General features: G+C 69.0%; 25 protein-coding genes. 17 read left to right on the top strand and 8 right to left on the bottom strand.

Features of this window, described 5'->3' with window-relative positions:
• Positions 1 to 58 precede the first annotated feature (58 nt).
• From ACYVJH_RS04000 to ACYVJH_RS03965, 8 genes are all read left to right on the top strand, one after another.
• A complete protein-coding gene (locus ACYVJH_RS04000; RefSeq protein WP_460453354.1) occupies positions 59 to 982 on the top strand; it encodes a M14 family metallopeptidase in 924 nt (307 codons plus the stop codon).
• A 23-nt stretch (positions 983 to 1,005) separates the two neighbouring features.
• Positions 1,006 to 2,076: a DUF1615 domain-containing protein gene (locus ACYVJH_RS03995; protein ID WP_460454262.1), complete on the top strand. Its 1,071-nt coding sequence runs from the start codon at positions 1,006 to 1,008 to the stop codon at positions 2,074 to 2,076.
• 111 nt (positions 2,077 to 2,187) lie between these two features.
• Positions 2,188 to 2,835: a peroxiredoxin-like family protein gene (locus ACYVJH_RS03990; RefSeq protein WP_460453353.1), complete on the top strand. Its 648-nt coding sequence runs from the start codon at positions 2,188 to 2,190 to the stop codon at positions 2,833 to 2,835.
• A 93-nt stretch (positions 2,836 to 2,928) separates the two neighbouring features.
• Positions 2,929 to 4,071, top strand: a complete 1,143-nt coding sequence (locus tag ACYVJH_RS03985; protein WP_460453352.1) for an NAD-dependent epimerase/dehydratase family protein — start codon at positions 2,929 to 2,931, stop codon at positions 4,069 to 4,071.
• A gap of 91 nt (positions 4,072 to 4,162) precedes the next feature.
• Positions 4,163 to 5,242: a c-type cytochrome gene (locus ACYVJH_RS03980; RefSeq protein ID WP_460453351.1), complete on the top strand. Its 1,080-nt coding sequence runs from the start codon at positions 4,163 to 4,165 to the stop codon at positions 5,240 to 5,242.
• A gap of 117 nt (positions 5,243 to 5,359) precedes the next feature.
• Entirely contained in the window at positions 5,360 to 5,599 is a 240-nt protein-coding gene (locus ACYVJH_RS03975; RefSeq protein ID WP_460453350.1) for a hypothetical protein, read from the top strand.
• A gap of 87 nt (positions 5,600 to 5,686) precedes the next feature.
• Positions 5,687 to 5,953, top strand: a complete 267-nt coding sequence (locus ACYVJH_RS03970; RefSeq protein WP_460453349.1) for a DksA/TraR family C4-type zinc finger protein — start codon at positions 5,687 to 5,689, stop codon at positions 5,951 to 5,953.
• A 52-nt stretch (positions 5,954 to 6,005) separates the two neighbouring features.
• A complete protein-coding gene (locus tag ACYVJH_RS03965) occupies positions 6,006 to 6,647 on the top strand; it encodes a DUF6445 family protein (protein ID WP_460453348.1) in 642 nt (213 codons plus the stop codon).
• On the opposite strand, the gene ACYVJH_RS03960 is transcribed toward ACYVJH_RS03965, so the two are convergent.
• The 3 genes from ACYVJH_RS03960 to ACYVJH_RS03950 all read right to left on the bottom strand — a co-directional run bounded on the left by ACYVJH_RS03960 (position 6,644) and on the right by ACYVJH_RS03950 (position 10,267).
• Complete coding sequence (locus tag ACYVJH_RS03960) at positions 6,644 to 8,323, bottom strand: dipeptidyl-peptidase 3 family protein (protein ID WP_460453347.1); 1,680 nt, start codon at positions 8,321 to 8,323, stop codon at positions 6,644 to 6,646. The two genes, ACYVJH_RS03965 and ACYVJH_RS03960, sit on opposite strands and share 4 nt — an antisense overlap.
• Before the next feature lie 71 nt (positions 8,324 to 8,394).
• Positions 8,395 to 9,441, bottom strand: a complete 1,047-nt coding sequence (locus tag ACYVJH_RS03955) for a diguanylate cyclase (protein ID WP_460453346.1) — start codon at positions 9,439 to 9,441, stop codon at positions 8,395 to 8,397.
• Between the two features lie 70 nt (positions 9,442 to 9,511).
• Positions 9,512 to 10,267: a histone H1-like repetitive region-containing protein gene (locus tag ACYVJH_RS03950; RefSeq protein WP_460453345.1), complete on the bottom strand. Its 756-nt coding sequence runs from the start codon at positions 10,265 to 10,267 to the stop codon at positions 9,512 to 9,514.
• A gap of 251 nt (positions 10,268 to 10,518) precedes the next feature.
• Between ACYVJH_RS03950 and ACYVJH_RS03945 the strand changes: the two genes are divergently transcribed.
• The 3 genes from ACYVJH_RS03945 (at position 10,519) to ACYVJH_RS03935 (ending at position 13,349) form a co-directional block, all read left to right on the top strand.
• Positions 10,519 to 11,379 (top strand): transporter substrate-binding domain-containing protein, encoded by an 861-nt coding sequence (locus tag ACYVJH_RS03945; RefSeq protein WP_460453344.1) that lies wholly within the window; start codon positions 10,519 to 10,521, stop codon positions 11,377 to 11,379.
• A 43-nt stretch (positions 11,380 to 11,422) separates the two neighbouring features.
• The gene (locus ACYVJH_RS03940; protein WP_460453343.1) at positions 11,423 to 12,001 is read left to right on the top strand and encodes a hypothetical protein; all 579 of its coding nucleotides are present in this window, start codon (positions 11,423 to 11,425) and stop codon (positions 11,999 to 12,001) included.
• An 85-nt stretch (positions 12,002 to 12,086) separates the two neighbouring features.
• Positions 12,087 to 13,349, top strand: a complete 1,263-nt coding sequence (locus ACYVJH_RS03935; RefSeq protein ID WP_460453342.1) for a GGDEF domain-containing response regulator — start codon at positions 12,087 to 12,089, stop codon at positions 13,347 to 13,349.
• 3 nt (positions 13,350 to 13,352) lie between these two features.
• Here the strand turns inward: ACYVJH_RS03935 and ACYVJH_RS03930 are convergent, their stop codons facing one another.
• Complete coding sequence (locus tag ACYVJH_RS03930; RefSeq protein ID WP_460453341.1) at positions 13,353 to 14,189, bottom strand: PhzF family phenazine biosynthesis protein; 837 nt, start codon at positions 14,187 to 14,189, stop codon at positions 13,353 to 13,355.
• Between the two features lie 133 nt (positions 14,190 to 14,322).
• Between ACYVJH_RS03930 and ACYVJH_RS03925 the strand changes: the two genes are divergently transcribed.
• Together ACYVJH_RS03925 and ACYVJH_RS03920 are read left to right on the top strand one after the other, a co-directional pair.
• Entirely contained in the window at positions 14,323 to 15,651 is a 1,329-nt protein-coding gene (locus ACYVJH_RS03925) for a M24 family metallopeptidase (RefSeq protein ID WP_460453340.1), read from the top strand.
• Complete coding sequence (locus ACYVJH_RS03920; protein ID WP_460453339.1) at positions 15,648 to 17,597, top strand: beta-propeller domain-containing protein; 1,950 nt, start codon at positions 15,648 to 15,650, stop codon at positions 17,595 to 17,597. The genes ACYVJH_RS03925 and ACYVJH_RS03920 overlap by 4 nt, the downstream gene beginning before the upstream one ends.
• A 5-nt stretch (positions 17,598 to 17,602) precedes the next feature.
• Here the strand turns inward: ACYVJH_RS03920 and ACYVJH_RS03915 are convergent, their stop codons facing one another.
• Entirely contained in the window at positions 17,603 to 18,553 is a 951-nt protein-coding gene (locus ACYVJH_RS03915) for a DUF808 domain-containing protein (protein ID WP_460453338.1), read from the bottom strand.
• Between the two features lie 121 nt (positions 18,554 to 18,674).
• On the opposite strand from ACYVJH_RS03915, the gene ACYVJH_RS03910 reads away from it, so the two are divergent.
• Genes ACYVJH_RS03910 through ACYVJH_RS03895 form a run of 4 tightly spaced genes read left to right on the top strand, consistent with a single transcriptional unit; the run spans position 18,675 to position 21,100 of the window.
• Positions 18,675 to 19,226: an SRPBCC family protein gene (locus ACYVJH_RS03910; protein ID WP_460453337.1), complete on the top strand. Its 552-nt coding sequence runs from the start codon at positions 18,675 to 18,677 to the stop codon at positions 19,224 to 19,226.
• Between the two features lie 2 nt (positions 19,227 to 19,228).
• On the top strand, positions 19,229 to 19,597 hold the full coding sequence (locus ACYVJH_RS03905; RefSeq protein WP_460453336.1) for a DUF6164 family protein: 369 nt from the start codon (positions 19,229 to 19,231) through the stop codon (positions 19,595 to 19,597).
• Positions 19,598 to 19,613: 16 nt separating this feature from the next.
• Entirely contained in the window at positions 19,614 to 20,522 is a 909-nt protein-coding gene (locus tag ACYVJH_RS03900; protein WP_460453335.1) for an acyltransferase, read from the top strand.
• The gene (locus ACYVJH_RS03895; RefSeq protein WP_460453334.1) at positions 20,519 to 21,100 is read left to right on the top strand and encodes a DUF922 domain-containing protein; all 582 of its coding nucleotides are present in this window, start codon (positions 20,519 to 20,521) and stop codon (positions 21,098 to 21,100) included. The genes ACYVJH_RS03900 and ACYVJH_RS03895 overlap by 4 nt, the downstream gene beginning before the upstream one ends.
• Before the next feature lie 3 nt (positions 21,101 to 21,103).
• Here the strand turns inward: ACYVJH_RS03895 and ACYVJH_RS03890 are convergent, their stop codons facing one another.
• The 3 genes from ACYVJH_RS03890 to ACYVJH_RS03880 are packed head-to-tail and all read right to left on the bottom strand — an operon-like array spanning position 21,104 to position 25,383.
• Positions 21,104 to 22,294, bottom strand: a complete 1,191-nt coding sequence (locus ACYVJH_RS03890) for an efflux RND transporter periplasmic adaptor subunit (protein ID WP_460453333.1) — start codon at positions 22,292 to 22,294, stop codon at positions 21,104 to 21,106.
• A gap of 3 nt (positions 22,295 to 22,297) precedes the next feature.
• Positions 22,298 to 24,664 (bottom strand): ABC transporter permease, encoded by a 2,367-nt coding sequence (locus ACYVJH_RS03885; RefSeq protein WP_460453332.1) that lies wholly within the window; start codon positions 24,662 to 24,664, stop codon positions 22,298 to 22,300.
• Positions 24,661 to 25,383, bottom strand: coding sequence for an ABC transporter ATP-binding protein (locus ACYVJH_RS03880; protein ID WP_460453331.1), 723 nt, complete (start codon positions 25,381 to 25,383; stop codon positions 24,661 to 24,663). Before ACYVJH_RS03880 ends, ACYVJH_RS03885 begins: the two co-directional genes overlap by 4 nt.
• Positions 25,384 to 25,392 lie beyond the last annotated feature (9 nt).

Genomic DNA, 25,392 nt, shown 5'->3' with positions numbered 1-25,392 from the left:
CACCACTGGCGCCGGTGATAAAGTGGGCGGCGAATCCAGACCCACGGTAAACAAGCACGTGACCAGCCCCCATTTTTACCCCATCGGAACCCCGGGCCAGCCCTGGGGCGAGCAGGAGCGCGCCCGCTGGCGCGCCAACCAGAAGGCCAGCCGCAGCTACGCCACCGACGTCCTGTCGCGCATCGAAAGCCTGCGCGCCAGCACCGACGTCGTGGCCTACGCCGTGATCGACCATGAGCCCGACGGCAGCTATCCGGTGTATGCGCTGCGCGGCAAGCACTGGGACGATTCCCTGCCCACCGCCCTGGTCACCGGCGGCGTGCATGGTTACGAAACCAGCGGCGTGCACGGCGCGCTGCAGTTCGTCGAACGGCACCTGGCCGACTACGACGGCCGGATCAACGTGCTGGTGGTGCCCTGCGTCAGCCCCTGGGCCTACGAGCGCGTGCAGCGCTGGAACCCGCTGGCCATCGACCCCAACCGCAATTTCGTGACCGACAGCCCCTGCGCCGAATCGGCCGCGCTGCTGAACTTCATCGCGCCCATGGCCGACAGGTTCGTGCTGCACATCGACCTGCACGAAACCACCGACACCGACGATTCCGAATTCCGCCCGGCCAAGGCGTCCCGCGACGGCAAGACCACCGAGCCCGAGGGCATTCCCGATGGTTTTTACCTGGTGGGCGACACCGAAGACCCCCAGCCGGCGTTCCAGCAGGCCATCATCGCCGAGGTGGAGAAGGTGACCCACATCGCCCCGGCCGACGAGAAGGGCGAGATCATCGGTTCGGAAGTCGTGGCGCACGGTGTCATCAACTACCCCTGCCACGATCTCGGCCTGTGCGCTGGCCTCACCCGGGCGAAATACCGCAGCACCACCGAGGTCTACCCGGACAGCCCGCGGGCCACGCCGCAGCAGTGCAATGACGCCCAGGTGGCGGCCGTGCGCGCGGCGCTGGACTACGCAGTGGCCAACCCCTGAGCGCTGCCCGGCCCACTGACCGGCTGCGCCTGACCGGCCTGGCCCTGTTCGCGCTGCTGCTCGGTGCCTGCGCCACCGCGCCGCGTGGGCCGTCGTTGCAGGATCTGCGGGAGGACGTAGCCCGCCGCATCCCGGCGAACGTGCCCGACCGGCAAGGCTGGGCCACGGACATCGCCGTGGCGATGCAGGCGCAGGGGATCGAGGCCACCCCCGAGAACATCTGCTCGGTGCTGGCCGTGCTCGAGCAGGAATCGGGTTACGTCGCCGACCCGGTGGTGCCGAACCTGGCCCGGGTCGCGCGCGCCGAGCTCGAACGCCGGGCAAAGGCGAAATACATCCCGGTCTTCGCCCTGAACACCGCGCTGAAGCTGCCGTCCAGCGACGGCCGCAGTTACGCCGACCGCCTGGCGGTGGTTCGTACCGAACGCGAACTGAGCGAAGTGTATGAAGACCTGGTCGGCCGCGTGCCGCTGGGCAGACGCCTGTTCGAGGACTGGAACCCAGTGCAGACCGGCGGACCGATGCAGGTGTCGATCCCGTTCGCGGAAGCCAATGCCCGCGATTACCCCTACACGGTGCAGGGCAGCATCCGCCGCGAAGTTTTCACCCGCCGCGGCGGCATGTATTTCGGCATTGCCCACCTGCTGGGTTACCAAACGCCCTACGTACGCAAGGTGCATCGGTTCGCCGATTACAACGCCGGCCGGTATGCCAGCCGCAATGCCGCCTTCCAGAACGCCGTGGCGGTGGCCACCGGCCGGGAACTGGCGCTCGACGGCGACCTGCTCAATCCGGGTGCGCCCTTGGATCGGCCCGGTGAAACCGAACGTGCCGTGCGGCAACTGGCGGGGCCGCTGGAAATGGACGAACGAAGCATCCGGCGTGCGCTGGGGCAGGGCGACCGCCTGGACTTCAATGACAGCGTTATCTTCCGCCGGGTATTCGCCCTTGCCGAATCCCGGGCCGGCAAAACGCTGCCGCGCGAAGTGCTGCCGGGCATCCGCCTGGAAAGCCCCAAGATCACCCGCGAACTGAGCACGGCCTGGTTCGCCAATCGTGTGTACGACCGCTACCGCCGCTGCCTGGCCCGCTGAATTCCGTTGGCGTGGCCTGGAGCGGACCCATGGCCAGGCGCGCCGCAGGGTTCACGCATCCTTTTTCCCTTTGCGGCACTCTGGGAAAGGGTAGCCACCCGGGAGACCCCCATGATTCGCCATGCCTTTGCCGTCCTGATGCTCACCGCCGCCAGCGGTTGGGCCGCCGCCGGGGAGATCGCCGCCTCGGCCACCGAGATCCGCCCGATCCTGCTGGGCTCGAAAATGCCCGACGTCGCCCTGCGCACCGTCGAGGGCAAACCCACGACGCTGGCCAGGCAGGTCGCCGGCAAACCGGCCATCCTGGTGTTCTACCGCGGCGGCTGGTGCCCCTACTGCAACCTGCAGCTGAGCGAACTGCGCCTGGTCGAGGACCGGGCCAAGGCCCTGGGCTACCAGATGATCGCCATCAGCCCCGACCGCCCGGAAGAGCTGTCGAAGTCGCTCGACGCCGGTGACCTGACCTATACGCTGCTGTCCGACAGCCAGGCCGATGCCCTGCGCGCCTTCGGCATCGGGTTCCGCGTCGACGACATGACCGCGGCCAAGTACAAGGCCTTCGGCATCGACCTGGAAGCCGCCTCGGGCTCAAGCCACCGGGCGCTGCCGGTGCCGTCGGTTTTCATCGTCGATGCCGAGGGCACGCTGCAGTTCAGCTACAGCCATCCGGACTACACCGTGCGCATTCCGGGCGACGTGATCCTGGCGGCAGCCAAGGCCATCGCCGAGCGCCGCGACCACCTGCGGCCGAAACGCTGACCGGGCGCCCCCCAACTTTCGCCATGTGCGGCCAGCTCCGGGGCCTGCCACTGTGCGAGCCTGTCGACGCGCCAGCCAACCCAGGGGATAGCCATGACCACCCGTCGCGACCTGCTCAAGCTCGGGGCCCTCGCGGCCGCGGGCGCCACCTTGCCGTCCTTCGCCGCCGCGTCCGCTGCCATGGCGGACATTCCCAAGGCGGAAAAGCCGCTGGACATCCTGATCCTGGGCGGCACCGGCTTCACCGGCCCTTTCCAGGTCGCCTACGCCCTGGCGCGCGGGCACAAGGTCACCACCTTCAACCGCGGCAAGCGTCCGGCGCTGGAATGGGCCGGCCGGGTTGAACAACTGGTGGGCGACCGCACTACCGGCGACCTTAAGTCGCTGGAAGGCCGCAAGTGGGACGTGTGCATCGACAACCCCACCAGCCTGCCGTACTGGGTGCGCGACGCCGGCAAGGTGCTGGCCGGCAAGGTCGGGCACTACCTGTTCATCTCCACCATCTCGGTGTACGCCGATGGCAGCGAACACGGCATCGACGAAGACTCGGCGCTGGCGCAGTACGCCGGCAAGGACGCCATGGCCGAGACCTGGGAAAGCATGCGCGCGAACATGGAGCTCTACGGCCAGCTCAAGGCCCTGAGCGAAGCCGAGGCGCACAAGCAGTTCGGCAAGAACGTCACCATCGTGCGCCCGGGTTACATCGTCGGCCCGCGCGACGAAACCGACCGTTTCACCTACTGGCCCAGGCGCATTGCCGAAGGCGGCGAGGTGATGGTGCCGGGCGACGGCGACGACCCGATCCAGATCATCGACGGCCGCGACCTGGGCGAATGGATGATCCGCCTGGCCGAAAACGGCACGACCGGCGTGTTCAACGCCTGTGGTCCCGACTACACGCTGACCATGGACGCCGCCGTACACGGCTGCCACGCGGTCACCGGCGGTCCGGCCAGCTTTACCCATGTCCCGCTGGAGTTCATCGAAAAGAACGAAGTCGCGCTGCCGATCTGGGTGCCGCGCGCCGGCTCGCCATATTCGGGCTACGGCACGGTCAGCAATGCCCGCGCCATCGCCGCCGGTCTGAGCTTCCGGCCGCTGGCCACCACGGTGGCCGACTTGCTGGCCTGGTATCGCGGCCTTCCGGAGGCGCGCCAGGCGGAAGTGCGGGCCGGCATTTCCCGCGAACGCGAGGCGGAGCTGCTCAGGGTCTGGCACGCAGGCAACGCCGCCTGATCCGGCAAGTCATGTGCCCGCCCATGGCCGGTCCACAGCCGATCGGCCGTGTGGCAAGGTAGGGACATCTCCCGCGGAGCACCTGACCGGCATGATCACGTCCAGCCCCAAAGTCCTGCTGGCAGCGCTGCTGCTGGTCTCGCCGCTGGCCCAGGCCGCCGCTCCGCGGCCCATTCCGCTGCTGCCGCCGGAAGAAGCCGCCGCGGCGGAAGCCGATTACCAGCGCTACTGCGCTCTGTGCCACGGCCCCGACCGCGCGGGCCACGCCAACGACCATGCGCCTTCGCTCAAGTCCCGGTCGCTGCTGAGCACGGCATTCCCATGGCTTCTGCGCGAGTCCATTGCCTATGGCCGGCCGGGCACCCCGATGGGGGGTTACCTGGACGAAGTGGGCGGACCGATGAGCATGGCCGAGGTCCGACGAATGATGCTCTGGCTCCACGAGAAGGGCGGTAGCCCGGAGCCGCTCCGCCTTGGCAGCGACCGCGTGGCCGGTGACGTGCAGGCCGGCGCCGCCGTGTACGGGCAATACTGCGCCAGCTGCCATGGCGAGCAGGGCGAAGGCATCACCGGAACCGCGCTCGGCAACCCGGCCATGCTGGCCACCACGCCCGACCCGTTCCTGCGTCATGCCATCGAACATGGCCGTGACGGAACGCCGATGGAAGGTTTCGCGGGCACGCTGTCGCCGACCCAGATGGACGATGTCACCGCCTTCCTGCGCAGCCGGGCCACCGGCTGGAACGCCGAGCCGCGTCCGCTGGTGCCGCCACCGGCCCTGGCCGACGCGGTGCTCAATCCCGAGGGCGAGGCACCGGCGTTCGAGTTCAAGAACGGCCACTACATCACCGCTGCCGACCTCGACCGGATCCTGAAGGAAAAGCGCCGGTTCGTGCTGCTCGACACCCGCGTGGCGTCGATGTGGCAACTGGCGCACATCAAGGGATCGGTACCGATCCCGTACTACTCCGACCGGGAGGCCGTGGTCGCGGCCCTGCCTACCGACGGAACCTGGATCATCAGCTATTGCGAATGCCCGCGCGCCGCCGCCGATTCGGTGAACAAGTGGCTGCGCGAAAAGGGCTTCACGAACACCGCGGTGCTCTGGGAAGGCATTGGTGGCTGGGTGGCGCTGGGGTATCCGACCACGGTCGGACGTGCCGAGCCCTAGGCCCGCGACACCCGTCCGGGCCGTTGCGCTGCCTTGATCCGGGTCAGGGCGCGCACGCGCCGCGCGGGCGACGCTGGGCACCTGGCGGGCGACATGCCCACGCGTAGGACGGCGATCATGGAATTCAAGGTACTCATGCAGCGCGCGGACGTGGACCTGGAGGCATTGCGCCAGGCGCTCTGCGAGGTGGATCCCTCGGCCCTGGTCGACCTCGACCCCCTGCATGGCGGTCTGCGCATCGCCGCGCAGCTGACCACCGGCGAGTTGGCCGGACTGCTGGCGGAAGCGGGCTACCCGGTGGGCCCGGGTGCCGTCGAGCCCCAGCCCTCGGTCTGTTGCGGCGGCTGCGGCGGCTGAAGCTGGCCGCCGGCTGAAGCCCGCGGAGCGCGCCGGGGGGCGCGCGACTATAATGGCGGCCCTTGTTGAATCCGTCAGGAGACCGCCATGGCGACCGGTTGGGCCGGCGACGGCGCTGTCCAGGACCAGATCGACGCGACCGTGAAGGACGCGATCAAGCGGGCCCGCAGCAAGTTGCCCACGGGCCCGAGCCTGCAGCGCTGCGAAGACTGCGACGAGCCCATCCCCGAGGCCCGGCGCCGTGCGCTGCCGGGCGTTCGCCTGTGCGTGCCCTGCCAGGAGGCCTCGGACAGGAACCAGGCCGCCAGCGGCGGCTACAACCGCCGCGGCAGCAAGGACAGCCAGCTGCGCTGAGCCCGCCGGTGGCCGTTTACGCCAGGGGGCGAACGCATTAGCCTGCTTCGTCATGCCTACGACCACCATCATCGTCGACGACTTCTTCGACAACGCCGTGCAGCTGCGCGAGGCGGCGCTGCGGCTCGACTATCCCGAGGTGCCGGGCAAGTTCCCGGGCCGTAATTCGCAGCAGCGCCTGCAGCTCGAAGGGCTGGACCAGGAGGTTTCCCGCCTGGTCGGTGAGCCGCTGGTGGCGATGCCGCCGCCGCAGGCGCACGGCAAGTTCCGCATTGCCACGGCGGGCGAGCAGGGCAGCGCCAAAGTCCATGTCGATACCGCGCACTGGTCGGGCATCCTTTACCTGAGTCGTCCCGAGGACTGCCGCGGTGGCACCGAGTTCTTCCGGCACCGGGCCACCAACAGCGACCGTGGTCCGATCAGCGACGACGAGGCACGGGCGCAGGGTTATGCCAGCGCGAGGCAGATGATTGCCGACATCCTCGAGCGCGACACGATGAACGACGACGCCTGGGAAATGACCATGCGCGTGCCCATGCGCTTCAACCGGCTGGTGCTGCTGCGCCCTTGGCTGTGGCACACGGCCGGCGAAGCCTTCGGCGACTCGCTGGCTAACGGACGCCTGATCTACCTGATGTTTTTCGCCTCGGCGGGCCAGGCACCGTCCTACAATGCCCAGCCCGGCCAGCCTTAGAGCCCCAGCACGTCCGGCCCCTGCTTGAACACGATGTCCACCGGGATGCCGGCCTGTTCGATGCGGTCGAGGTCGGCCTGCAGTTCCGGGCCAACGACGCCCATCTCGTCCAGCAGCGCCCGGGCGCCCTCGTAGTCACCGTCGCCCTGCAGGGTGAGCATCTTCGCCGACAGCGAATCGACCGCGGCTTCCATCCTGTCGTAATCGACGCGGTAGGTGCCGTCATCCGGGTCGCGGTTGAATGCGCCTTCGCGCTGCAGCCAGTTGAAGGCGACCATGTTGGCCTTGCCGTGGGCGCTGGAGGCACCGAAGCGCACCGAGCGGAAGATGCCCGCCAGGAAGGTGACGTAGTTGTCCATGCGCTTTTGCTTGTCCAACTCGCCCATGTCGCCCAGCGCGCCGATCATGTACAGGCCGAGGATGTCGGCCTTGCCTTCTTCGTAGGCGCTGGTCAGGTCGGTCAGCGCCTCGCGGACCGTGCCCTTGCCGTCGAGGGTGTTCTTGATGCCCAGGCCGTGCGCGACCTCGTGGAACATGACGTTCTCGAAGAAGGCGTCGAAAGTGATGTTTGCCTGCTGGTCATCGGCGATCAGCGCGTCGCTGATCGGCACCAGGATCTTGTCGAACTTGGCGCGCATGGCGTTCTTGAGCTGGAGGCGGCGCGAGCCCTTGGCCAGCTGGACTTCCTCGTCGTTGGGCAGGTTGATGGCGATGGTCTTGGCACCGGAGTTGGCGTCGCCGCCGTAGAAGATGGCGTCGTAGGCGTTGAGGTCGGCGTCGGTGCCGGGCATCTCCGCCTTGTAGGCCTCGTCCACCGGCAGGCCGCGCTGCAGGGCCGGCAGGTGCGCGGCGAATTTCGCCAGGCGCTCGCTCCATTCGATGTCGCGCACCAGCACGAAGGCTTCGAAGGCCGTCTTGGTGCCGAACAGCGCATCCTGGTAGCTCTCGATCGGGCCGATGACCACGTCGATCGGGCTGGTCTTCATGTCCATCCAGGCCATGTCACTGGGCTGGTAGTCCCCCGATACCAGGGCGTCGGCGCGCAGGCGAAGGTAGTCGCGGAAGCCCTCGTCGCTGGCGACTTCGGCGGCCTGGCGCAGCAGCTCGGCCGCCCGGCCAAGTTCCGCTTCCCATTGCACGTGGTAGGGCACCACGATCAGTTCGCCGGCGGCATTGCGGCGAACCAGGGTGTACAGGCCATCCTTGCCGGGCAGGTCGGCGGCTTCGAATTCCTGCTTGTCCATGTCCAGCGGATAGAACCGGGCACCGGGCGGACGCGGGCCAACGCCCTTGATGAACGGCGCGTCGCCATCCAGGCGGTCCCAGGGGCCGTAATTGATCTCGACGAAGCGGCGCGTGGCCGGGTCGTCTATGCCGGCCAGCAGCACGTCCTTGTCGCCGTAGACCTGCTGCCAGAACAACGCGTCCATGATCGTGCCTGCCTGCAGCAGCAGGCGGATGGCTTCGCGGTCACCGGTGGAAAGGTGCGAAAGGTCGGCCGTCAGCGGCACTTCGGCATAGGCGGCGACCTTGGCGGCGATGTCGGCATCGGCAGCGCCGGCTTCCGCCGCAGGCTCATCGGCCGCAGGCGCCGTGGATTCGTTCGCGGGCTGGCAGGCAGCCAGTCCCAGGGCCAGGGCGGTGGCGGCGGCAAGCAGGGGCAGGCGGCGTTTCATGGCAGGCTCCGGAGGCAGCGGGAAGGCGCCCATCGTAGTGCAATCGCGCGCCGCGGGCGCCCTGCCGTCGGTCAGGGTGTGACGCCAGCTTCGCGCGCCTGCAGCTGTTCCGTGCGGTTGCGACCGCCGTGTTTGGCCCGGTAGAGCGCGGCATCGGCGGCCTCGAGCCAGGCCCGCAGATCGCCAGCCGCGGGCGGCGCGGCCAGGCCTACGCTGATCGAAATCGCCAGCCCGGGCTGGGCCGGGAACTCGAGCGCCTGCACGGCGACGCGCAGGCGTTCGGCATGGGCCAGCGCCTGCTCGGTTGGCAGTGCGAGGGCGACGACAAACTCGTCCCCGCCCAGGCGGCCGCGGATGCCGTCGGCGGGCAGGGTGTCGCGGATGCGCTGCGCCAGGGCCCGCAGCACGTCGTCGCCGACGCCGTGGCCATGGCGGTCGTTGGTGGATTTGAAATGATCGATGTCGAGCAGCAGCAGGCTGGCGGGCACGCCTTCGTCGCGGTGGCGCTTGAGCAGCCTGCGGGCCTGGTCTTCCCAGTGGCTGCGGCTGTCGACGCCGGTGAGGCTGTCGCGATGGGTCATTTCCTCGAGCTGCTGGTTCTGCGCCTGCACCCGGCTCATGAGCCTGTAGAGGTTGGCGCTGACGGCCAGGGTATGGATGGCCAGGATCGGCAGGCAGGCCAGGACGACGGCGGTGCGGCTGGCCAGGTCGACTTCGAAATCCATGGCCAGGCCCACTGCCAGCGTTGCCAGGAGCATGGCCGGCAGGGCGCGCAGCCAAAGGCCCGGGATGCCTGAATTGACCTTGTCGGCCGTGACCACGATCACCAGTACGGCCGACGGCAGCAGGTTGAAGTGCATCATCGGCAGCCAACTGCCGGCGAGGATCGAGTCGATCAGGAAGTTGCGGGCTTCGGCCGCATAAGGGTCGGCGCTGCGGCGCGCCCACAGGTAGGCCAGGTGCGGCCAGAGCCCGCAGCTGATCACCAGCCAGGCCCAGGCGGGCCAGGCCGCCTGCAAGTCGTAAAGGACCACGCCGATCGGCAACGCGGCCAGGCCCATGCCGAGCACGCGGAAGGGATAGGTGAGGCGGTGGAGGTACGGCGGGCGGAAGGCCATAGACCCGTATCACACCACATCTGCCCGCCGCCTTGTGCGCCGGGCGGCGGCTGCCGCCCGGCGCGTGGGCTCAGCGCGGGATCTTGCGATGCATGTAGCGGTGCCCGTTGTTGGGCTTGAACTTCGAACCGTGCGGGCCCGGGAGTTCGCGCTGCAGCGGGATGTGCGCCTTCTGCGACCTGGCCTGCTGCGGCCCCTTGCCGGTTTCGTTGGCCGCCGCGGCGGCGACGGGCGGCGTCGGGGCCAGGGCGGCCGCCGCCATCGGAGTCGGTGCGGTGGCCTTGGTTTCCGGCAGCTTGGCGGCAACGGGCTTGCGGGCCGTTGGCTTGGCGGCCACCTTGCGGGCCGGGGTTCTTTTCGCCGGAGATTTTTTCTCAGGAGACTTTTTCGCAGTGACCTTGCTGGCGGCCGGTTTGCGGGCGGCCGCTTTCCTGGTCGTGGACTTGCTGGTCGTGGACTTTTTCGTGGCCGACGTCTTCGCAGTCGACTTCTTCGCGGTGGCCTTTTTCACCGCGGTCTTCTTCGTAGCGGTCTTCTTGGTTGCGGTCTTTTTCGCAGTGGCCTTCTTTGCCGTGCTCTTGCGGGCGCCCGCCTTCTTGGCGGCTGGCTTGCGGCTGGCCTTCTTCGCGGTCGCGGACTTCTTGCCCGCGGTTTTCCTGGCCGGCGTCTTTTTCGCTGCAGCCTTCCTGGGCGCGGGCTTCTTCTTTGCGGCGGCCTTTTTCGTCGAAGCTTTCCTGGCGGCCACCTTCTTGGCGGGCTTCTTCTTCGCAGGCGCTTTTTTCGCCGCTGGTTTGCGGGCCGGGGACTTGCGGGCGGTACTGGCCATTGCAACCTCCTTGGCTTCAGGGGAACGATGAATGCCAGTCTAGACCAAAGCCGCCGGAGCGCGGCCGGCTTGCCTGCGGGTTCGCGTGACCTATGATCAAGGTCCCCTCGATCGGATTTACCGCCCATGAGAGGCCTGCTGCGCACACGTTTCCCGATCCCGGACCCGGCGCGGGCCCTGGTATCCGGAGTCGCGCTTCATAAATGCCGCTTCAACGGCATGCGCGCGGCCGTAAACCGCCAGACGGGCCGATGACCTTGTATTCCCGGCTGCTGGTCGCCTGCGCCCTCTGGGTGCTTGCGCCCATGGCCCAGGCCGCGGCGCCGGTGCGGGTGGGTGGCGACCCGTATTACCCACCCCACCACTACCTGGGTGTCGACGGCGAGGCAGCTGGTTTCGACATGGCCGTGCTGCGCGGCATCGCCGGGTCGCAGGGCCTGGAATTGAGCTTCAAGTTCGGCGAGTGGGCCGCCACCCTGGACCGGCTCGAACGCGGCGAGCTGGACGTCGTGCCGATGTTCATTTCGGCCGATCGCCAGCAGCGCTTCCTCTTCAGCCAGCCTTTCATGCGCCGTAGCCACCTGCTTTACGGCCGCCGTGGGGAATGGATAGATGAACCATCGCAGCTGGCGGGCCGGCGGGTGGCCGTACAGTTCGGCGGCATGGCCTGGGAATGGCTCATCAACGAACGTGTTGATGTCGTGCTGCATCCGATCGAGGAGGAGTCCCTGGTATTGGCCGAAGTGGCGCGCGGCGACGCGGACTTCGCCCTGCTGCCGGCCGACATCGGCCGGTACGCCATCGCCATGCAGGGCCTGGAGGGCGTCGAGCCGGTCAGTGGTCCCTGGCTCGAGCGGGACTATGCCTTTGGCGTCAATCCTGCCCGCCCCGAACTGGTGGCGCAGCTGGACGCGGGCCTGTCGTACCTGGAAGTCAGCGGGGAGCTCCAGGCGCTGCGGACCCACTGGCTGGAGCCCCGGACCGGACGCGAAGACACGAGCTGGACTCCGTGGTGGCTGTTGCCGGCCGTGCCGGTGCTGCTGGCGGGGCTGGTCTACCTGGTGGCGGGGCGTCGCGCGGCCGGTGGCCGGGTGGGGCGCGGGGCTGCGTAACCCTGGGTAATGGCCCTTCGGGGCGTGGTCGTGGGCCCGTTTGATGGTGATTCGTTACCTGGTCGTCGCTGCAGGCCTGCTGGCGCTTTCCGGCTGTCTCGGTGAAGGCGGCTACGGCGGCGGCGGCGCGCCCGGTATCGTGGCGCCGCAGGAGCCGCCCGCCGGGGCCGTAGAGCCTTCGGCCGGTGGCAACCTGGTTCATTTCGAGGTCGATGGGCAGTCCTACGCCTTCCGCACGCCGGAGGTCAGGCACAGCCGCTCGCGCGTGGCCGAGAACGTCGTGGCGCACAGCTTCGAACTGGCCAACCCCGGCAACAGCCTCTATGCCCGCATGGTGCTGAACGTGGCCGAGGACGTTGTCGACCTGTCCGGCGAGTACGCCGCGGTGTCCTTGGGTGACCCCGGCCAGCATGCCCGAGCCGGCGTCGGCGAAGTCGTGCTGGCCGAAGAAGCCGACCCCGCGCGCGGGCGGCGCATGCTGCCCAGCGGCAGCGGCGTGATCGTGGTCGAGCAGGTGGCTGGCTGGCTGAGGGTCCGCTTCGAAACCCGCGGCGACGGCCTGTTCCGCGAGGCAGGTGCCGCACCGGTGACCGGGACCCTCGACTTCCACTGGCGGCCCTGACCGGCGTGGAACTGTGATGCCGCTCTTGGGCACCCCGGCTGGCTTGCGGTAACGTGGGGCGGGACCGTCACGGCAGGGGCAGCCAATGAGCGTCGAGGGCACGGGCAAGGCCCGCATCCTGGTGGTGGATGATTCCAAGCTGATGCGCAAGGCGGCGCACAAGATGCTCGGCGAGGAATTCGACGTCATCACCGCCGAGGACGGCCAGGACGCCTGGGGCCAGGTTGGGCGGGACACCGGCATCCAGGTCGTGTTCACCGACCTCAACATGCCCAATATGGACGGTTACGAACTGCTCCGCGAAATCCGCGGCGCGCAGGACCCCGGCGTCCAGGGGCTGCCGGTGATCGTGGTCACCGGCGCCGAGAATGACGAGTCGGCGCGCATGAAGGCGCTGGACCTGGGCGCCACCGACTTCATCACCAAACCCTTCACCACGTCCGACCTGGTCGCGCGCGCCCGCGCCCACTCCACTTACCAGCGCGTCACCCGGCAGCTGCAGTCGCAGGTGATGCTGGACGGCCTGACGGGCCTGGCGAACAAGGCCGGTTTCATGGACCGCCTGCGCCAGGACATGGCTTATGCGCGACGGCACGGGCAGGCGCTCTGCCTGGTCCGGCTGGAGGTCGAGGACTTCCAGAGGTTTTTCCTGCACAACGGCCGCGATGTCGCCGAGGGGCTCGTATTGCAGGTGGCGCGCTTGCTTCGCGCCCGGATCCGCAAGGAGGACACCGCGGCGCGCGTCGGACTGGGCAGCTTCGCGCTGAGCCTGCCGGGCGGCGAGGAGGCAGGCATCGCCGCCATGGTGGAGCGGGTGCAGGCCGAGGTGATGGCCAGCCCGCCGATGCACGAGGGTGAACCGCTGTCGGTGGTGCTGCACGCCGCGGTGCTCAGCCCCTTGACCGATGCCAGCCTGGGCCCGGAGCAGGCGATGGATGCCTGCCAGGCACGCCTGGACGTGGCGCGGGAGTCGGGCGTGGCCGTGCTCGCCCCGGCGGCCGGCGAAGCCGCCGCCATCGAGCCCGCTGCATCCGAGCCCGCTGCATCCGAGCCCACTGCATCCAAGCCCGCCGCGACCGAGCCCGGGGTGTCCACGCCGGCGCCACCCGTACCGGCGCCACCCGTACCGGCGGTGGCCGGGCCCACGGCGCCCGCCGCCGTTGCGTCGCCTGCGGCAGCGCCGGCCCGGGTCGTGGCAAGTGTCGACGAAGTCCTCGACCAGCTGCAGGCCGGCCGTGTCCAGGACGTGGTGCCCAAGTTGCCGGCGGTGATCGGTCGGCTGCTCCCGCTGTTGCGGCTGCTCGGTCCCAACCAGCGCAAGCAGTTGGTGGATTTCCTGCAGAAGTAGGGATCAGCCGGCGTGGATGGGATGCGTCGCGCCGCTGACCCGCACCGACTCCCCCGAACCCGGTCCGATCGCCACGTGCAGGCGGGACGGCATGCCCATGTCGTGTCCCTGCAGGATCTCCACCCCGCCGCCGTGTGGCCAGCCCAGGTCGCGCAGGGCACCGCCCAGCGCCGCCGCCGCCGCACCCGTCGCCGGATCCTCGAGCACCCCGCCGATGGCGAAGGCATTGCGGGCATGGAGGCGCCGCGGTGTCTCGGCGACCACCAGCGCGATCGTGGTCAGCCCGGCGTCCTGCATCAGCTGGCGCCCGGCCTCGAGCGAATAGGCCATGCGGGCGAGGCGGTCGCGGTCGCGCAGCATCAGCAGCAGGTGGTCGGCGCCGGCATGCATGAGGGTCGGCGGCAGGCGCGGGTCCAGATCGGCAGGCGCCAGCGCGAACAGATCCATGGCCGCGGTGCTGAGGCCAGACTCCGCGGCCCGGCTGCGGGTGGGTGGCGATTGCAGCGCCGCCTGCACCTGTCCGTCCTGATGCCAGGCCTCGATCTGGATGCGTGCCTGGTTGAGCTGCAGGGCGTACACGCCGTCGCCGTCGCGCCCGGCCAGGGCGGCGCCCAGGGCGATGGTGGCATGACCGCAGAAGGGCACTTCGGCCAGCGGCGAGAAATAGCGCACCCGCCAGGCATCGGCAGCCGGTGCGGCGAACACGGTTTCGGAATAGCCCACCTCGGCGGCCAGGGCCTGCATGGTGGTTGCATCGGGCAGGACGTCGGCCAGGACCACGCCGGCCGGATTGCCGCCGCGGCCGGATTCGGAAAACGCGGAAATTCGCTGCAGGTGCACAAGCAAGGACCGGCCGGGGGGAGGCGGCCATGCTGCGCCGGTGCACCGCGCCGCCACATGGGCCGGAAGTCCCGGCGCCAGCAAGCGGCGGTATGCTCGGCGATGTCGCCACGAGCAAGGAACGCATATCGCCATGTACCGCAATGCCCTGGTCCTGCTGCTTTTCCTGCCTGCAACCGTGTTCGCCGCGCCGGACTCGCCCGCGATGCCGGCCTTGCTGGCGCCCGAGGCTCGCATCGCGGTCGAGAACCAGGTTCTCGAGGAACGGCTTCAAACCCTGCTACCGGAATTGATGGCCGAAGCCGGCCTGGACATGTGGCTGGTGCTGTCGCGCGAATACGCCGAGGATCCGGTTTATTTCACGCTTGTGCCCCAGCCCAGCTTCGCGGCGCGCCGGACGACCCTGCTGGCCTTCCATCGCCGCGCGGACGGCACGCTCGAGCGCCTGGCGGTCAATCGTTATCCGCTGGGCGGGCCCTACGAATCAGCCTGGGCCGGCGGTGACCTGGACGAACAATGGCAGGCCCTGGGCCAGCTGATCGCCGACCGCGATCCCAAACGCATCGGCATCAATGTGTCGCGCGACTGGGCCATTGCCGACGGCCTCAGCCACGGACTGCACCAGCGTCTTCTGGCCGCGCTGCCGGAAGGCTACGAAAGCCGGCTGGTGTCGGCGCAGGACCTGGTGGTTCGCTGGACCGAGACCCGTCTCCCTTCCGAACGTGGGCACCACGCCGCGGCCATGCAGGCGGCCCGCGCGATCATCGCCGAGGCGTTTTCTAACCAGGTGATCGAACCCGGCAAGACCCATACCGACGAGGTTGCCTGGTACATCCGCAAGCGGCTCGAATCGCTGGGCATGCCGGTCTGGTTCCATCCGGACGTCAACCGCCAGCGTGCCGGCGACGACTGTGCCAGGGACAGCGTTTTCTGCGGCAGCGAGGGCGTCATCGAGCGCGGTGACGTGCTGCATACCGATATTGGCGGCTGCTACCTCAAGCTTTGCACCGACACCCAGGAAATGGGCTACGTACTGCGCGAAGGTGAAACCGACGTGCCCGAAGGCCTGCGCAAGGCCCTGGCCGCGGGCAACCGCTGGCAGGATCTACTGGCCGCGAACTTCGTCAGCGGACGCAGCGGCGACCAGATCCTGCACGCCACCCACGCCGATGTTGAAAAACTAGGCCTGGCGGCCAGCACGTACACCCATCCCCTGGGATTCTTCGGCCATGCCGCCGGGCCCACCATCGGCATGTGGGATGCCCAGCAGGGCGGCACGCCGGGCAGCGACTGGACGCTGCATCCCTCGACGGCCTACGCCATCGAAGGCAACGTGCGTTCACCCGTGCCGGAATGGGGAGAAACCTGGGTGCAGGTGAAACTCGAACAGGGCGGTTTCTTCGACGGGGAAACGCTCCGGTTCCCGGCCGGGCGGCAAACCAGCTGGCACGTGGTGCGATGAACGTGCGGCCGTTTCCCTGGGCAATCGCCGCACTGATCCTCCTGTCGGGCTGCGCGACCATGGAGCGGCGCGAGCTTGGCCGCGCCGCGGATGCGACGGCATCGCCGGTGTTGCGGAAGGTAGGCTCGGTTGCCGAACTCGACCAGCTGCTGGGTAGCGGCCATCGTCTCGCCGCACTGGAGGACGAACAGGACCGTCGGCGCAAATGCCGGCAACCGCGGGCGGAACGGCCAGCCTGGCTTCGCTGCAAGGGCGGGCGGCTCGACGACGACGATTCATCGGTGCTCGAAACCATCGAAGTCACCGGCTCCCGACTGGATCCGCGCGACCTGATCACCAACAACCAGGAAGGCGGTGTCGACGAGGGCGACTTCGTGAAGAAGTCGGGCGACTTCCTGCTGGTGCTGCGTGGCGGCACCTTGCACGTGGTGCGGATCGCGCGCGGTGACGCGGCTGTCCTCGAGCACGCCAGCAGCCTGCGTCTGGCCGACGACGACGATGAAATCTGGTTCGACGAAATCCTCACCTTCGGGCCGCGGATCCTGTTGCTCGGTTTCAATTACGGTGAAGACCAGCCGGTGGCCGAACTGCAGCTGTTCACCCTCGATTCCCAGGGTGGCCTGCAGCGGGACGCGCGTTTTTGGCTGCGCAGCAACGACTACTTCGATGGCGACAATTACGGCGCGCGGCTGCAGGGCGACAACCTGCTGCTGAGCCTGAACCTGCCGCTGGAGCTTTCCGGCGACATGGCCTGGCCGGAGTGGTCACGGCGCGATGTGGCCGTGCCGGCCTGGACGCCGCTGCTCGAAGCCACGGACCTGTATTACCCCATGCTTCCCGGCACGTTCCCGAATCTGCATGTCGTCCTCCAGTGTCCGCTCTCGGGGCTGGACGGCGAACGCCTGGCGTGCCGCAGCACCGGCTTCGTGGCCAGCGGTGATTCGGAGCTCTACGTCACGGCACGGCATGCCTACCTTGCCCTGGGTGGCCTGGCGCCGGAGGCGTATCGAAGCAGGCTGATGCACCCGTCCGACGACTCGCTGCCTCCCGATGCCTGGCCGCTGGTGCGGACGGTCATCCTGCGGGTGCCTTTCGCGCAGGCGCCAGCGGCGGTGGCGACCGTGCATGGCAGCGTCGACCAGGCCTTCCAGTTCCGCGAGGACGCAGACGGCAGCCTGTGGGTCCTGGCCCTGTCTGGAGTGCATGCCGACGAGATCGAGACCACGCGCTATGGCTTGTATCGCCTGGGCCCCGGCGATTTTTCCGATTTCGCGGGCGAACCGGGGCCGCCGCGTGCGGTCGCCGAGGTGCCGGGTGCCGCCAGCACCCTGCGCTTCGGTCGTGACGTGGTGTGGTTCGGCGAGCCAAAGGGGTGGCACCAGGATGAGCCTACCTCCGGCCTGGCGTGGGCGCTGGCCCTGGAAGACGGCCAGCTCGGCTCCGTGCAGGTGGGCCACTCCGTTCAGTTCCTGCAGCCTGCGGAGGACGCCATGCTGGCGATCGGGCTCCTGCCGGGGGGTGGTTCCAGCGTGAGCCTGCTCGCCGAATCACCGCGACCGCGGCGCCTGGATGCGCTGGCCTGGCCCGGTTACGTGACCTCGGAGAGCCGGAGCCATGCGGTGAATATCGGCCGCTTGCCCGGCGGGCCCCTGTTGCTGGGCGTGCCGGCATGGCCGGACGCCCTGATTTCAGGCGAACAGTGGCCGGATGAGCTGGCTTCCGACCTCGTTTATGCGCGCATCGAGGGCAGGACGCTGTCCGGTGCGGGGGCACTGGAAATGCAGGATCCCGAAGCTCCTGCCTGCGAGGACTGCTGGGACTGGTACGGCAACGCCCGCAGCTTCCTGATCGGCGGGCGGGTGTTTGCCTTGAGCGGAAGCCTGTTGGTCGAGGCGGCCTGGCGCGACGGTCGCGTGCAGCCGCGGGCGCGCCTGGCCTTGCCCTGATCGATTCAGTGCGCGGCAGGCTTGCCGCGCAGCTTGCCCCAGGCCGTGGTTGCCGCCACCACGACGATACCCACCAGGATGCCGACCACGGCGTCCACCAGCAGGGTGGCCGGCAGGGCGAGCGCGCCTTCGGGAATGAGACCGACGACTACGTGGTGAAGGGCAGGGATGGAGTGGGTGAAGATGCCACCGCCGACCAGGAACATCGCCGCTGTGCCAGCCACCGACAGGAACTTCATCAGCCACGGCGCGCTGTAGAGGATGCCGCGGCCGAAGGCGCGGATCGCGCGGGCGAGTCCGTCACCGGCGCGCTTGCTCAGGTGCAGGCCGGCGTCGTCGAGCTTGACGATGCCGGCGACCAGGCCGTACACGCCAACCGTCATCAGCGCCGCGATGGCCACCAGCACGCCAAGCTGCACGCTGAATTCCCTGCCCGCGACGGTGCCCAGGGTGAGCACGATGATCTCGGCGGAAAGGATGAAGTCGGTGCGGATCGCACCCTTGATCTTGTTCTTCTCGAAGGCGACCAGGTCGATCTTTTCATCCGAGGCGGCTTCCAGCAGCTGGGCGACCTCGGCTTCCTTCTCCTCGGCGGAGTGCAGGAACTTGTGCGCCAGTTTCTCGACGCCCTCGTAACAGAGGAAGGCGCCGCCGATGAGCATCAGCGTGGTGATGATCGGCAGGTCCCAGCCGCGGCCGCGCAGCCAGGCCTCGAATGCGGCGATGGCCAGGGCACCGGGCACCAGGATCAGCTTGTTGCGCGCCGAGCCCTTGAAGACCGCCCACACCACCGGCAGCTCACGATCCGGCTTCACCCCCGCAACCTGCTGGGCGTTCAGCGCCAGGTCGTCGCCCAGCACGCCGGCGGTTTTCTTGGTGGCCACCTTGGTCATCACCGACACGTCGTCGAGCAGGGTGGCGATATCGTCGAGCAGGGCAAGCAAGCTGGAGGCCATGGGCGGGTCCGCAGGAAATCAGCCCTGATTCTGTCATTCCCGCGCCGTTGAAGGGGAGGTCCGGGCTTGCCAGCGCCGGTGCCGGGCGGGCTAAATGGCGACATCCTGCTGGAGATCGGCCATGCGCCTGCCCACGATTGCCCTTTTTGCCTGCCTGCTGCCGCTGTCCGCGGCGGCCGGGGTCAAGGACAGTCAACCCGACGGCTTCACGATCGAGAACAGCGCACGCGTGCCCGCGACGGCGGACCAAGCCTGGGACGCGCTGGTCAACCACGTGGGCCGCTGGTGGCCGGCGGACCACACCTGGTGGGGCGAGGCCGGCAACCTTACGCTGGAAGCCCACGCGGGGGGCTGCTTCTGCGAACGTGCCGGCGGCCGGCAGGCCCGCCACCTCGAGGTGGTCTTCGTGGATCCGGGCCGGACCCTGCGGCTGGTCGGTGGCCTGGGGCCGCTGCAGGGCATGGGGCTGTATGGAACCCTGGAGTTCCGCCTGGCGCCGGCCGAAGAGGGCGGCACGCTTGTCACGTTGTGGTATCGCGCCGGCGGTTACAGCCCCGATGACCTGTCGGCGTTTGCCCCCGTGGTCGACCGGGTGCAGGCGCAGCAACTCGATGGCCTGGTCCGTTTCATCCAGGCCCGGCATCCGGGCACCGACGCGAAGCAGGGCGACTGAGCATGCCTACCTTGCTGCTCAACCTGCGCAACGTGCCCGACGACGAAGCCGACGAAGTGCGTTCGCTGCTCGAAGGTCACAACATCGATTACTACGAAACCAAACCCAGCCTCTGGGGTGTTTCCGGCGGTGGCCTGTGGTTGCCCGACGACAGCCAGGCCACGGTCGCCAAGGCGCACCTGGCGACCTACCAGGCGGAGCGCGGCGAGCGCATGCGCCGCGAACGTGCGGAGGCCATTGCCGCGGGTCGCGCTCCCAAAGCCTGGTCGGCCTTCCGCGAGGATCCGTTGCGCGCCCTGGCGACGGTGCTGGGCATCCTGCTGATGCTGGGCCTCGTGACCCTGCCGTTCCTGTTCTTCGCCCGTGGCTGAGTCGTCCGGTCCGGCGGTGCCCCGTTCCCTGTTCCTGCGCCTGCCGTCGGGGCTGCGCGTGCCGCTGGCCGCGCTGGGATTCATCGCCAACACCCTGGTGCACGGCCCGGTGCTGATCGTCGCGGCGCTGGTGAAACTGCTGCCGGTGCCGGCCCTGCAGCGCTGGCTCGAGCACAGGTTGCCGGGCATCGCCGAAGGCTGGATCGCGATGAACAGCGCCATGATCGACGGCTTCACCCGCACCCGTTTCCTGGTCGAAGGCCTGGAAACCCTGCGCCCGGGTGGGCATTACCTGGTGCTGGCCAACCACCGCAGCTGGGTGGACATCCCGGTGCTGCAGAAGATCTTCAACCGGCGCATCCCGCTGCTGCGCTTCTTCCTCAAGCGCCAGCTGATCTGGGTGCCGGTGCTTGGCCTGTGCTGGTGGGCGCTTGATTTCCCGTTCATGCAGCGCGCGACCAAGAGCCAGCTGGCGCGCCGGCCGGAACTGGCCGGGCGCGACCTGGCGGCGACACGACGCGCCTGCGAAAAATTCCGGCACCTGCCGGTATCGATCATGAACTTCGTCGAGGGCACGCGGTTTACGCCCGCCAAGCACGCGGCCCAGGGCAGCGCGTATCGCCATCTGCTGCGGCCCAAGGCCGGTGGCGCGGCCTTCGTGCTTGGCGCCATGGGCGACGCGCTCGACGGCGTACTGGACGTGACCGTGCACTACGACCGGTCCCAGCCCAGCCTGGCCGACCTGTTCGCCGACCGGATCCGCACCGTGCGCGTGCGGGTGGTCGAACGGCCCATTCCTGAAGGTTTCGTCGGCGCCGATTACGAAGGCGACCGCGACTACCGTCGGCGCTTCCAGGCCTGGCTCAACCAGATGTGGATCGAGAAGGATCTCTGCCTCCAGGACTGGGACAAGCAGGTCTCATGACGATGTCTCTGGTCGCCGGACTGATGCTGGTCGCCGCGGAGGCGGTCACCGGGGCGCCGCCGGGCCTGGAGTACAGCGAACGCCGTGAGACCTACCCCGTGCATGGCATCACGCGTCGCGAGCTGCGTTCGGCGCTGCGCCACGTGCAGGCCGGCGAAGTCGACGAGGGCAGTGACGGTGGTTCGGTCGCCCGCACCGCCCAGGACCTGGGCATGCGCTATGAGCTCGAACCAGTGCCGGGTGGATGCCGGCTCAAGGACCTGGTCGTCAGCCTGGACGTCATCATCCACCTGCCGGAATGGGCGCACGACGGTTCGCCGTCGAAGGCCGTCCTGGAAGACTGGCAGCGCATGCGCGACGCCCTGGAGCGCCACGAGGAAGGCCACCGGGACATTGCCCTGGACAGCGCGCACTACCTGCACCGGGGCCTGCAGGACCTGGGCCTGCAAGAGAGCTGCCAGACCTTGCGCCGCGAGGCGCAGCGGATCTTCTTCCGCGCCCAGCTGCGACATTCCGTGCGCGACGGCGCCTACGAACGCCGAACCCGCCACGGAATTGCCCAGGGTGCGGTGCTCTAGGGGCTAGCGCACCCGCACCCGGCTGCCGTCGGCGAGGGCCCGGTCCGGGTGCACGACGATGGTGTCGCCTTCGGCGAGGCCGTCCAGCACTTCGACCCAGGATCCGCCTTGCAGCCCCCGTTCGACCGGAGCGAGCGATACCTGGCCACCTTGCACGCGGAACACGGCCCAGCCGCCATCTTCGTCCCGGAACAGCGCACTGCCGGGGATCCGCATCACGTCGGTCCGGCTTTCCAGCGCGAAGTGGGCGTTGACGCGGTAGGCGTCGCCGAGGCGTCGCCAGCGCTCGCGACCGCTGGTGATCTCGACGATCACCCAGACACGCTGTTCTTCCACGCCCAGCGCCGAAACCTTGGTGAAGCCAGCCGGTTCGACGCGGCGCACGCGGCCAAGCAAGGGCTCGGCGTCGCCCCAGCGATGCAGTTCAACCGCCATGCCGTCGCGCAGCCGGACCGCGTCGGCGGACAGCACGTCCACCTCCACTTCCATGCCCGCCGGATCGCCGATTTCCAGCAGCGGGTCGCCGGCCTGCACGGGGCGGCTGCTTTCGTAGTAGCGGCGCAGCACCACGCCCGCCACCGGCGCCGCCAGCTCCATCGCCGGCGCATCGCTGGCGGACCGGCTGCCCAGGGCAAGTGCCGCGCGCGCGCCCTCGAGTTCATGGCGTGCAGTTGCCTGGCGGAAGCGTGCGCTGGCGACTTCGCGATCGGCGCGGCGTGCCGCGGTGCGCGCCTTGTCCACCAGGTCGCGTGCGACCAGGGATTGCTCCCCCAGTGCTTCGAGTCGCGCGAGCTCGGAGGCGGCTTGTTCGGCGGCGGCCTGCGCGGCACCAAGGTCTTCGCCGGCACCACGCAGCCGGCTGCTGGCGGCGTCGGCCCGCGACTGGGCCTCGGCGCGGGCGCGGGCGTCCAGGGCGGGGGCGGGCAGGGGGTCGAGAACGACCAGCACCTGGTCCACTTCGACCGGGTCGCCGACTTCAAGAAGCTGGCGGCGGGCCTGGCCGGCGATCGGGGCCGTGATCAGGTAGCGGTCGACCAGGCGGGTGCGGCCTTCGGCTTCGATGACGTCCACGACCGGGCCCCTGCCCACGGTCACGGTGTCGACCGGGATCGCGGCCGGCCGCAGGGCAAACCAGCCCAGGACCAGGACGGCTAAAGCGAGCAGGCCAAGACGCAGGATTCTGGCGCGGGTCATGGTTCAGTCCTTGGTTTTTAGTACCGCGATCAGGTCGAGCTCGTCCAGCCGGCGACGCATCAACAGCGCCGAACCCGCCGTTGCCGCCAGCACCACCAGGCCGGCGGAGCCGAGCCCCGCGGACGAAACCACCAGGGGGATGCGATAGAGCTCGGATTCGAAACCCTTCACCAGCAGGGCGCACAGCGCCACGCCCAGGGCGAAACCCGGCAACAGGGCCAGTCCCGCCAGCGTGAACAATTCGCCCCACATCAGGCTACGGACTTCGGCCCGGGTATACCCCAGCACGCGCAGGCTGGCCAGTTCGCGGCTGCGCTCGGACAGCGAGATGCGCGCACTGTTGTAGACGACGCCGATGGCGATCGCCGCCGCCATCAGGGTGGCGACCAGGGTGAAGATGACGATCACCTGCGCCATCGTGCTGCGGAAGCCTTCGATCATCGCGGAGCGGTCGCTGGCCGACGCGACGCCGGGCCGTTCGCGCAGTGCCTGCACTACGCCGGCGCGATCGGCGGGTTCGTCCAGCCGGAGCCAGGCGCCGGAAATGCTTGACTGCTCGCCGCGCAGGCGCTGCATGGCGCCCAGTTCGAGGTAGGCGCCGACGCCCAGGTACTCGTGCGAAAGCGCCCTGACCGGCAGGTCCATCGTCTCGAGCCGTCCGTCCAGGAACTCCACCTGCACCTCGTCGCCCGGCGAAAGCCCGAGCATGCCGGCCAGGTGGTCGGTCAGCACCAGCCCGTCGGCCGGCAGCGGCAGCGGTGCCAGCGAGGGCCCCAGCAGCCGCTTGAGGTCGCCATTGGCCTGCAGGCCCAGCAGGGCGAGGCGGTGGCTGCGGTGGCCGTGGCGGAGCACGATCGGCGCCTGGCGGAAGGGTTCGACGGCAGCGACGCCGGGCAGGCCGGCGAGTTCGAGCGCCGCGGCCGCCGTACGCGGCTGCACGAAGGTCACGGCCAGGTCGTCGCGCTGGGCGAAGCCCAGCTGCACTTCGATCATCCGGTTGATGGCGTCTTCCTGGAAGCGCGACATCACCAGGATGCCGCAGGCCAGCCCGATGCCCAGCACCGTGAGCGACGTCCGCAGCGGCCGGCGCGCGAGCGTGCGCAGGACCATGCGTCCGGCCGGATCGAGCAGGCGGAACAGGCCAGCACGTTCGAACAGGCCCCGACCGAACGCCGGCGGTGCCTCCGGCCGCATGCCTTCCGCGGGCGTCAGCGAGAAAGCGCGATAGAGGCCGGTTACGGTCCCGAGCAGGGCAACGGTGAGCGCGAACGCGCCGGCCAGGCCGAGCACGGCGGGATGCAGGGACCAGTCCAGGTAGGGGAACCGGAAGAAGTCGGCATACATCTTCGCCATGCCATTGCCCAGCCAGGCGCCGACCAGGATGCCCGGCGGCAATCCGGCGAGCACCATCAGGCCCACGAGGGCGGCATAGTGCCGGCCCACCTCGGTGCGGGTGTAGCCGAACGCCTTGAGCACGGCGATCTGCTCGCGCTGGGTATGCACCAGCCGGCCGATGACGATGTTGAGCAGGAACGCCGCCACGCCGAGGAACACCGCCGAGAACAGCCGCACCATCACCTGGAGCTGGGTCAGTTCCTCGTCGAGGAACCGATGTGATGTCTGCAGTTCGCGGCCATGGGCGCCCAGGCTGCCGTAGGGAGCAAGCATGGCGTCGAGCTGGTCGATCACATCGGCTTCGACGGCCCCGCGCTCGAGCGTCAGCACCAGGTCGTTGAAGGCACCATCGAGGTCGAGGGCGGCGGCCAGTGGCTCCCGCTGCATCCAGATCACCCCGTAACGAAGGTAATCAGGGAAGGCGTCACCGGGCCGGATCTGGTAGACGAACTCCGGTGAAAGGCCGATGCCCGCGATGTGCAGCACCTGCCGACGGCCATTGAGCACCGCGGCGATGCGGTCACCGGGCAGGAGCTGGTGGGCCTGCGCGAACGCCTCGCCGACCACCACCTCGTTGGCGCGCAGCGGGTCGGGCAGCCGGCCCTCGCGCAGGAACAGCCCGTTCAGACCGGCCTGGCGGGCGTCGGGCAAGGACACCACCAGGCCATTCACGGCGTCGTCGAAACCTTCGACCTCGAGGTTCACGCCGGCCACCACGCGGCCTTCGGCCGCCTGCACCCCGGGCAGGCGGCGCACGTCGTCGAGCAGCGGCCAGGGCGCGCGTTCGGCCCGGGCGAAAACCTCGGCGAACCGGTACTCGCCGTAGAACTGTTCGCGGGTGTCGTACAGCGCGCGGTAGGCCGTGAGCGACATCACCAGGGTCGCGATGCCCGCGACCAGGACCAGCGCGATGGCGACGGTCTGGCCGCGCAGCTGGCCCAGGTCGCGCAGCAGTTTGCGATCCAGGGTCTTCACCAGCTCAGCTCCGAAGGCTCGGCGCGAACCGCGTTACGTTGTTCGCCGGCAACCCGGCCATCGCTGAGCTGGATGACCCGGTCGGCCATCCGGGCGATCACCGCGTTGTGCGTGATGATGACGGTCAGCGCGCCGGTTTCCCGATGCGTGCGCGCCAGCGCCTCGAGCACCGTGATGCCGGTCTGCGAATCCAGCGCACCGGTGGGCTCGTCGCACAGCATCACCGCCGGACGCTTGGCGATGGCGCGGGCGATCGCAACGCGCTGCTGTTCACCGCCCGAGAGCTGCGCGGGGAAATGGTCCATGCGTGGCGCCAGGCCGACCATCGCCAGGGCATCCTCGGGGCGCATCGGATCGCTGGCGATCTCCGTCACCAGGGCGACGTTCTCGCGGGCGGTGAGGCTGGGGATGAGGTTGTAGAACTGGAATACGAAGCCGACGTGTTCGCGCCTGAAACGCGTGAGCGCCGCTTCACCGGCACCGGTCAGTGGGTGGCCCTGGCAGGTGACCTCGCCGGCGCTGGGCGCGTCGAGGCCGCCGAGGATGTTGAGCAGCGTGGACTTGCCGCTGCCCGAGGCGCCAAGCAGGACAACGAATTCGCCCGGCCACAGGTCCAGGTCGATGCCGCGCAGGGCCGGCACCTCGACCTGCCCCATGCGATAGGTCTTGGTCAGCCCGCGGGCGCGGAAGACGGGGGTTTGAACGGCGCCAGTGGCCATCACCCCGTC

It is taken from the genome of Arenimonas aestuarii (assembly GCF_054781715.1).
This window is presented reverse-complemented; position numbering and strand designations above follow the sequence as displayed.

Excerpts from the sequence above, each read along its gene's own strand:
- ACYVJH_RS03915 (WP_460453338.1), bottom strand. The coding sequence starts at position 18,553 with ATGGCCTCCAGCTTGCTTGCCCTGCTCGACGATATCGCCACCCTGCTC.
- ACYVJH_RS03910 (WP_460453337.1), top strand. The coding sequence starts at position 18,675 with ATGCGCCTGCCCACGATTGCCCTTTTTGCCTGCCTGCTGCCGCTGTCC.
- ACYVJH_RS03990 (WP_460453353.1), top strand. The coding sequence starts at position 2,188 with ATGATTCGCCATGCCTTTGCCGTCCTGATGCTCACCGCCGCCAGCGGT.
- ACYVJH_RS03965 (WP_460453348.1), top strand. The coding sequence starts at position 6,006 with ATGCCTACGACCACCATCATCGTCGACGACTTCTTCGACAACGCCGTG.
- ACYVJH_RS03955 (WP_460453346.1), bottom strand. The coding sequence starts at position 9,441 with ATGGCCTTCCGCCCGCCGTACCTCCACCGCCTCACCTATCCCTTCCGC.
- ACYVJH_RS03880 (WP_460453331.1), bottom strand. The coding sequence starts at position 25,383 with ATGGCCACTGGCGCCGTTCAAACCCCCGTCTTCCGCGCCCGCGGGCTG.
- ACYVJH_RS03980 (WP_460453351.1), top strand. The coding sequence starts at position 4,163 with ATGATCACGTCCAGCCCCAAAGTCCTGCTGGCAGCGCTGCTGCTGGTC.
- ACYVJH_RS03945 (WP_460453344.1), top strand. The coding sequence starts at position 10,519 with ATGACCTTGTATTCCCGGCTGCTGGTCGCCTGCGCCCTCTGGGTGCTT.
- ACYVJH_RS03960 (WP_460453347.1), bottom strand. The coding sequence starts at position 8,323 with ATGAAACGCCGCCTGCCCCTGCTTGCCGCCGCCACCGCCCTGGCCCTG.
- ACYVJH_RS03970 (WP_460453349.1), top strand. The coding sequence starts at position 5,687 with ATGGCGACCGGTTGGGCCGGCGACGGCGCTGTCCAGGACCAGATCGAC.
- ACYVJH_RS03905 (WP_460453336.1), top strand. The coding sequence starts at position 19,229 with ATGCCTACCTTGCTGCTCAACCTGCGCAACGTGCCCGACGACGAAGCC.
- ACYVJH_RS03950 (WP_460453345.1), bottom strand. The coding sequence starts at position 10,267 with ATGGCCAGTACCGCCCGCAAGTCCCCGGCCCGCAAACCAGCGGCGAAA.
- ACYVJH_RS03935 (WP_460453342.1), top strand. The coding sequence starts at position 12,087 with ATGAGCGTCGAGGGCACGGGCAAGGCCCGCATCCTGGTGGTGGATGAT.
- ACYVJH_RS03895 (WP_460453334.1), top strand. The coding sequence starts at position 20,519 with ATGACGATGTCTCTGGTCGCCGGACTGATGCTGGTCGCCGCGGAGGCG.
- ACYVJH_RS03975 (WP_460453350.1), top strand. The coding sequence starts at position 5,360 with ATGGAATTCAAGGTACTCATGCAGCGCGCGGACGTGGACCTGGAGGCA.
- ACYVJH_RS03940 (WP_460453343.1), top strand. The coding sequence starts at position 11,423 with ATGGTGATTCGTTACCTGGTCGTCGCTGCAGGCCTGCTGGCGCTTTCC.
- ACYVJH_RS03920 (WP_460453339.1), top strand. The coding sequence starts at position 15,648 with ATGAACGTGCGGCCGTTTCCCTGGGCAATCGCCGCACTGATCCTCCTG.
- ACYVJH_RS03890 (WP_460453333.1), bottom strand. The coding sequence starts at position 22,294 with ATGACCCGCGCCAGAATCCTGCGTCTTGGCCTGCTCGCTTTAGCCGTC.
- ACYVJH_RS03925 (WP_460453340.1), top strand. The coding sequence starts at position 14,323 with ATGTACCGCAATGCCCTGGTCCTGCTGCTTTTCCTGCCTGCAACCGTG.
- ACYVJH_RS03985 (WP_460453352.1), top strand. The coding sequence starts at position 2,929 with ATGACCACCCGTCGCGACCTGCTCAAGCTCGGGGCCCTCGCGGCCGCG.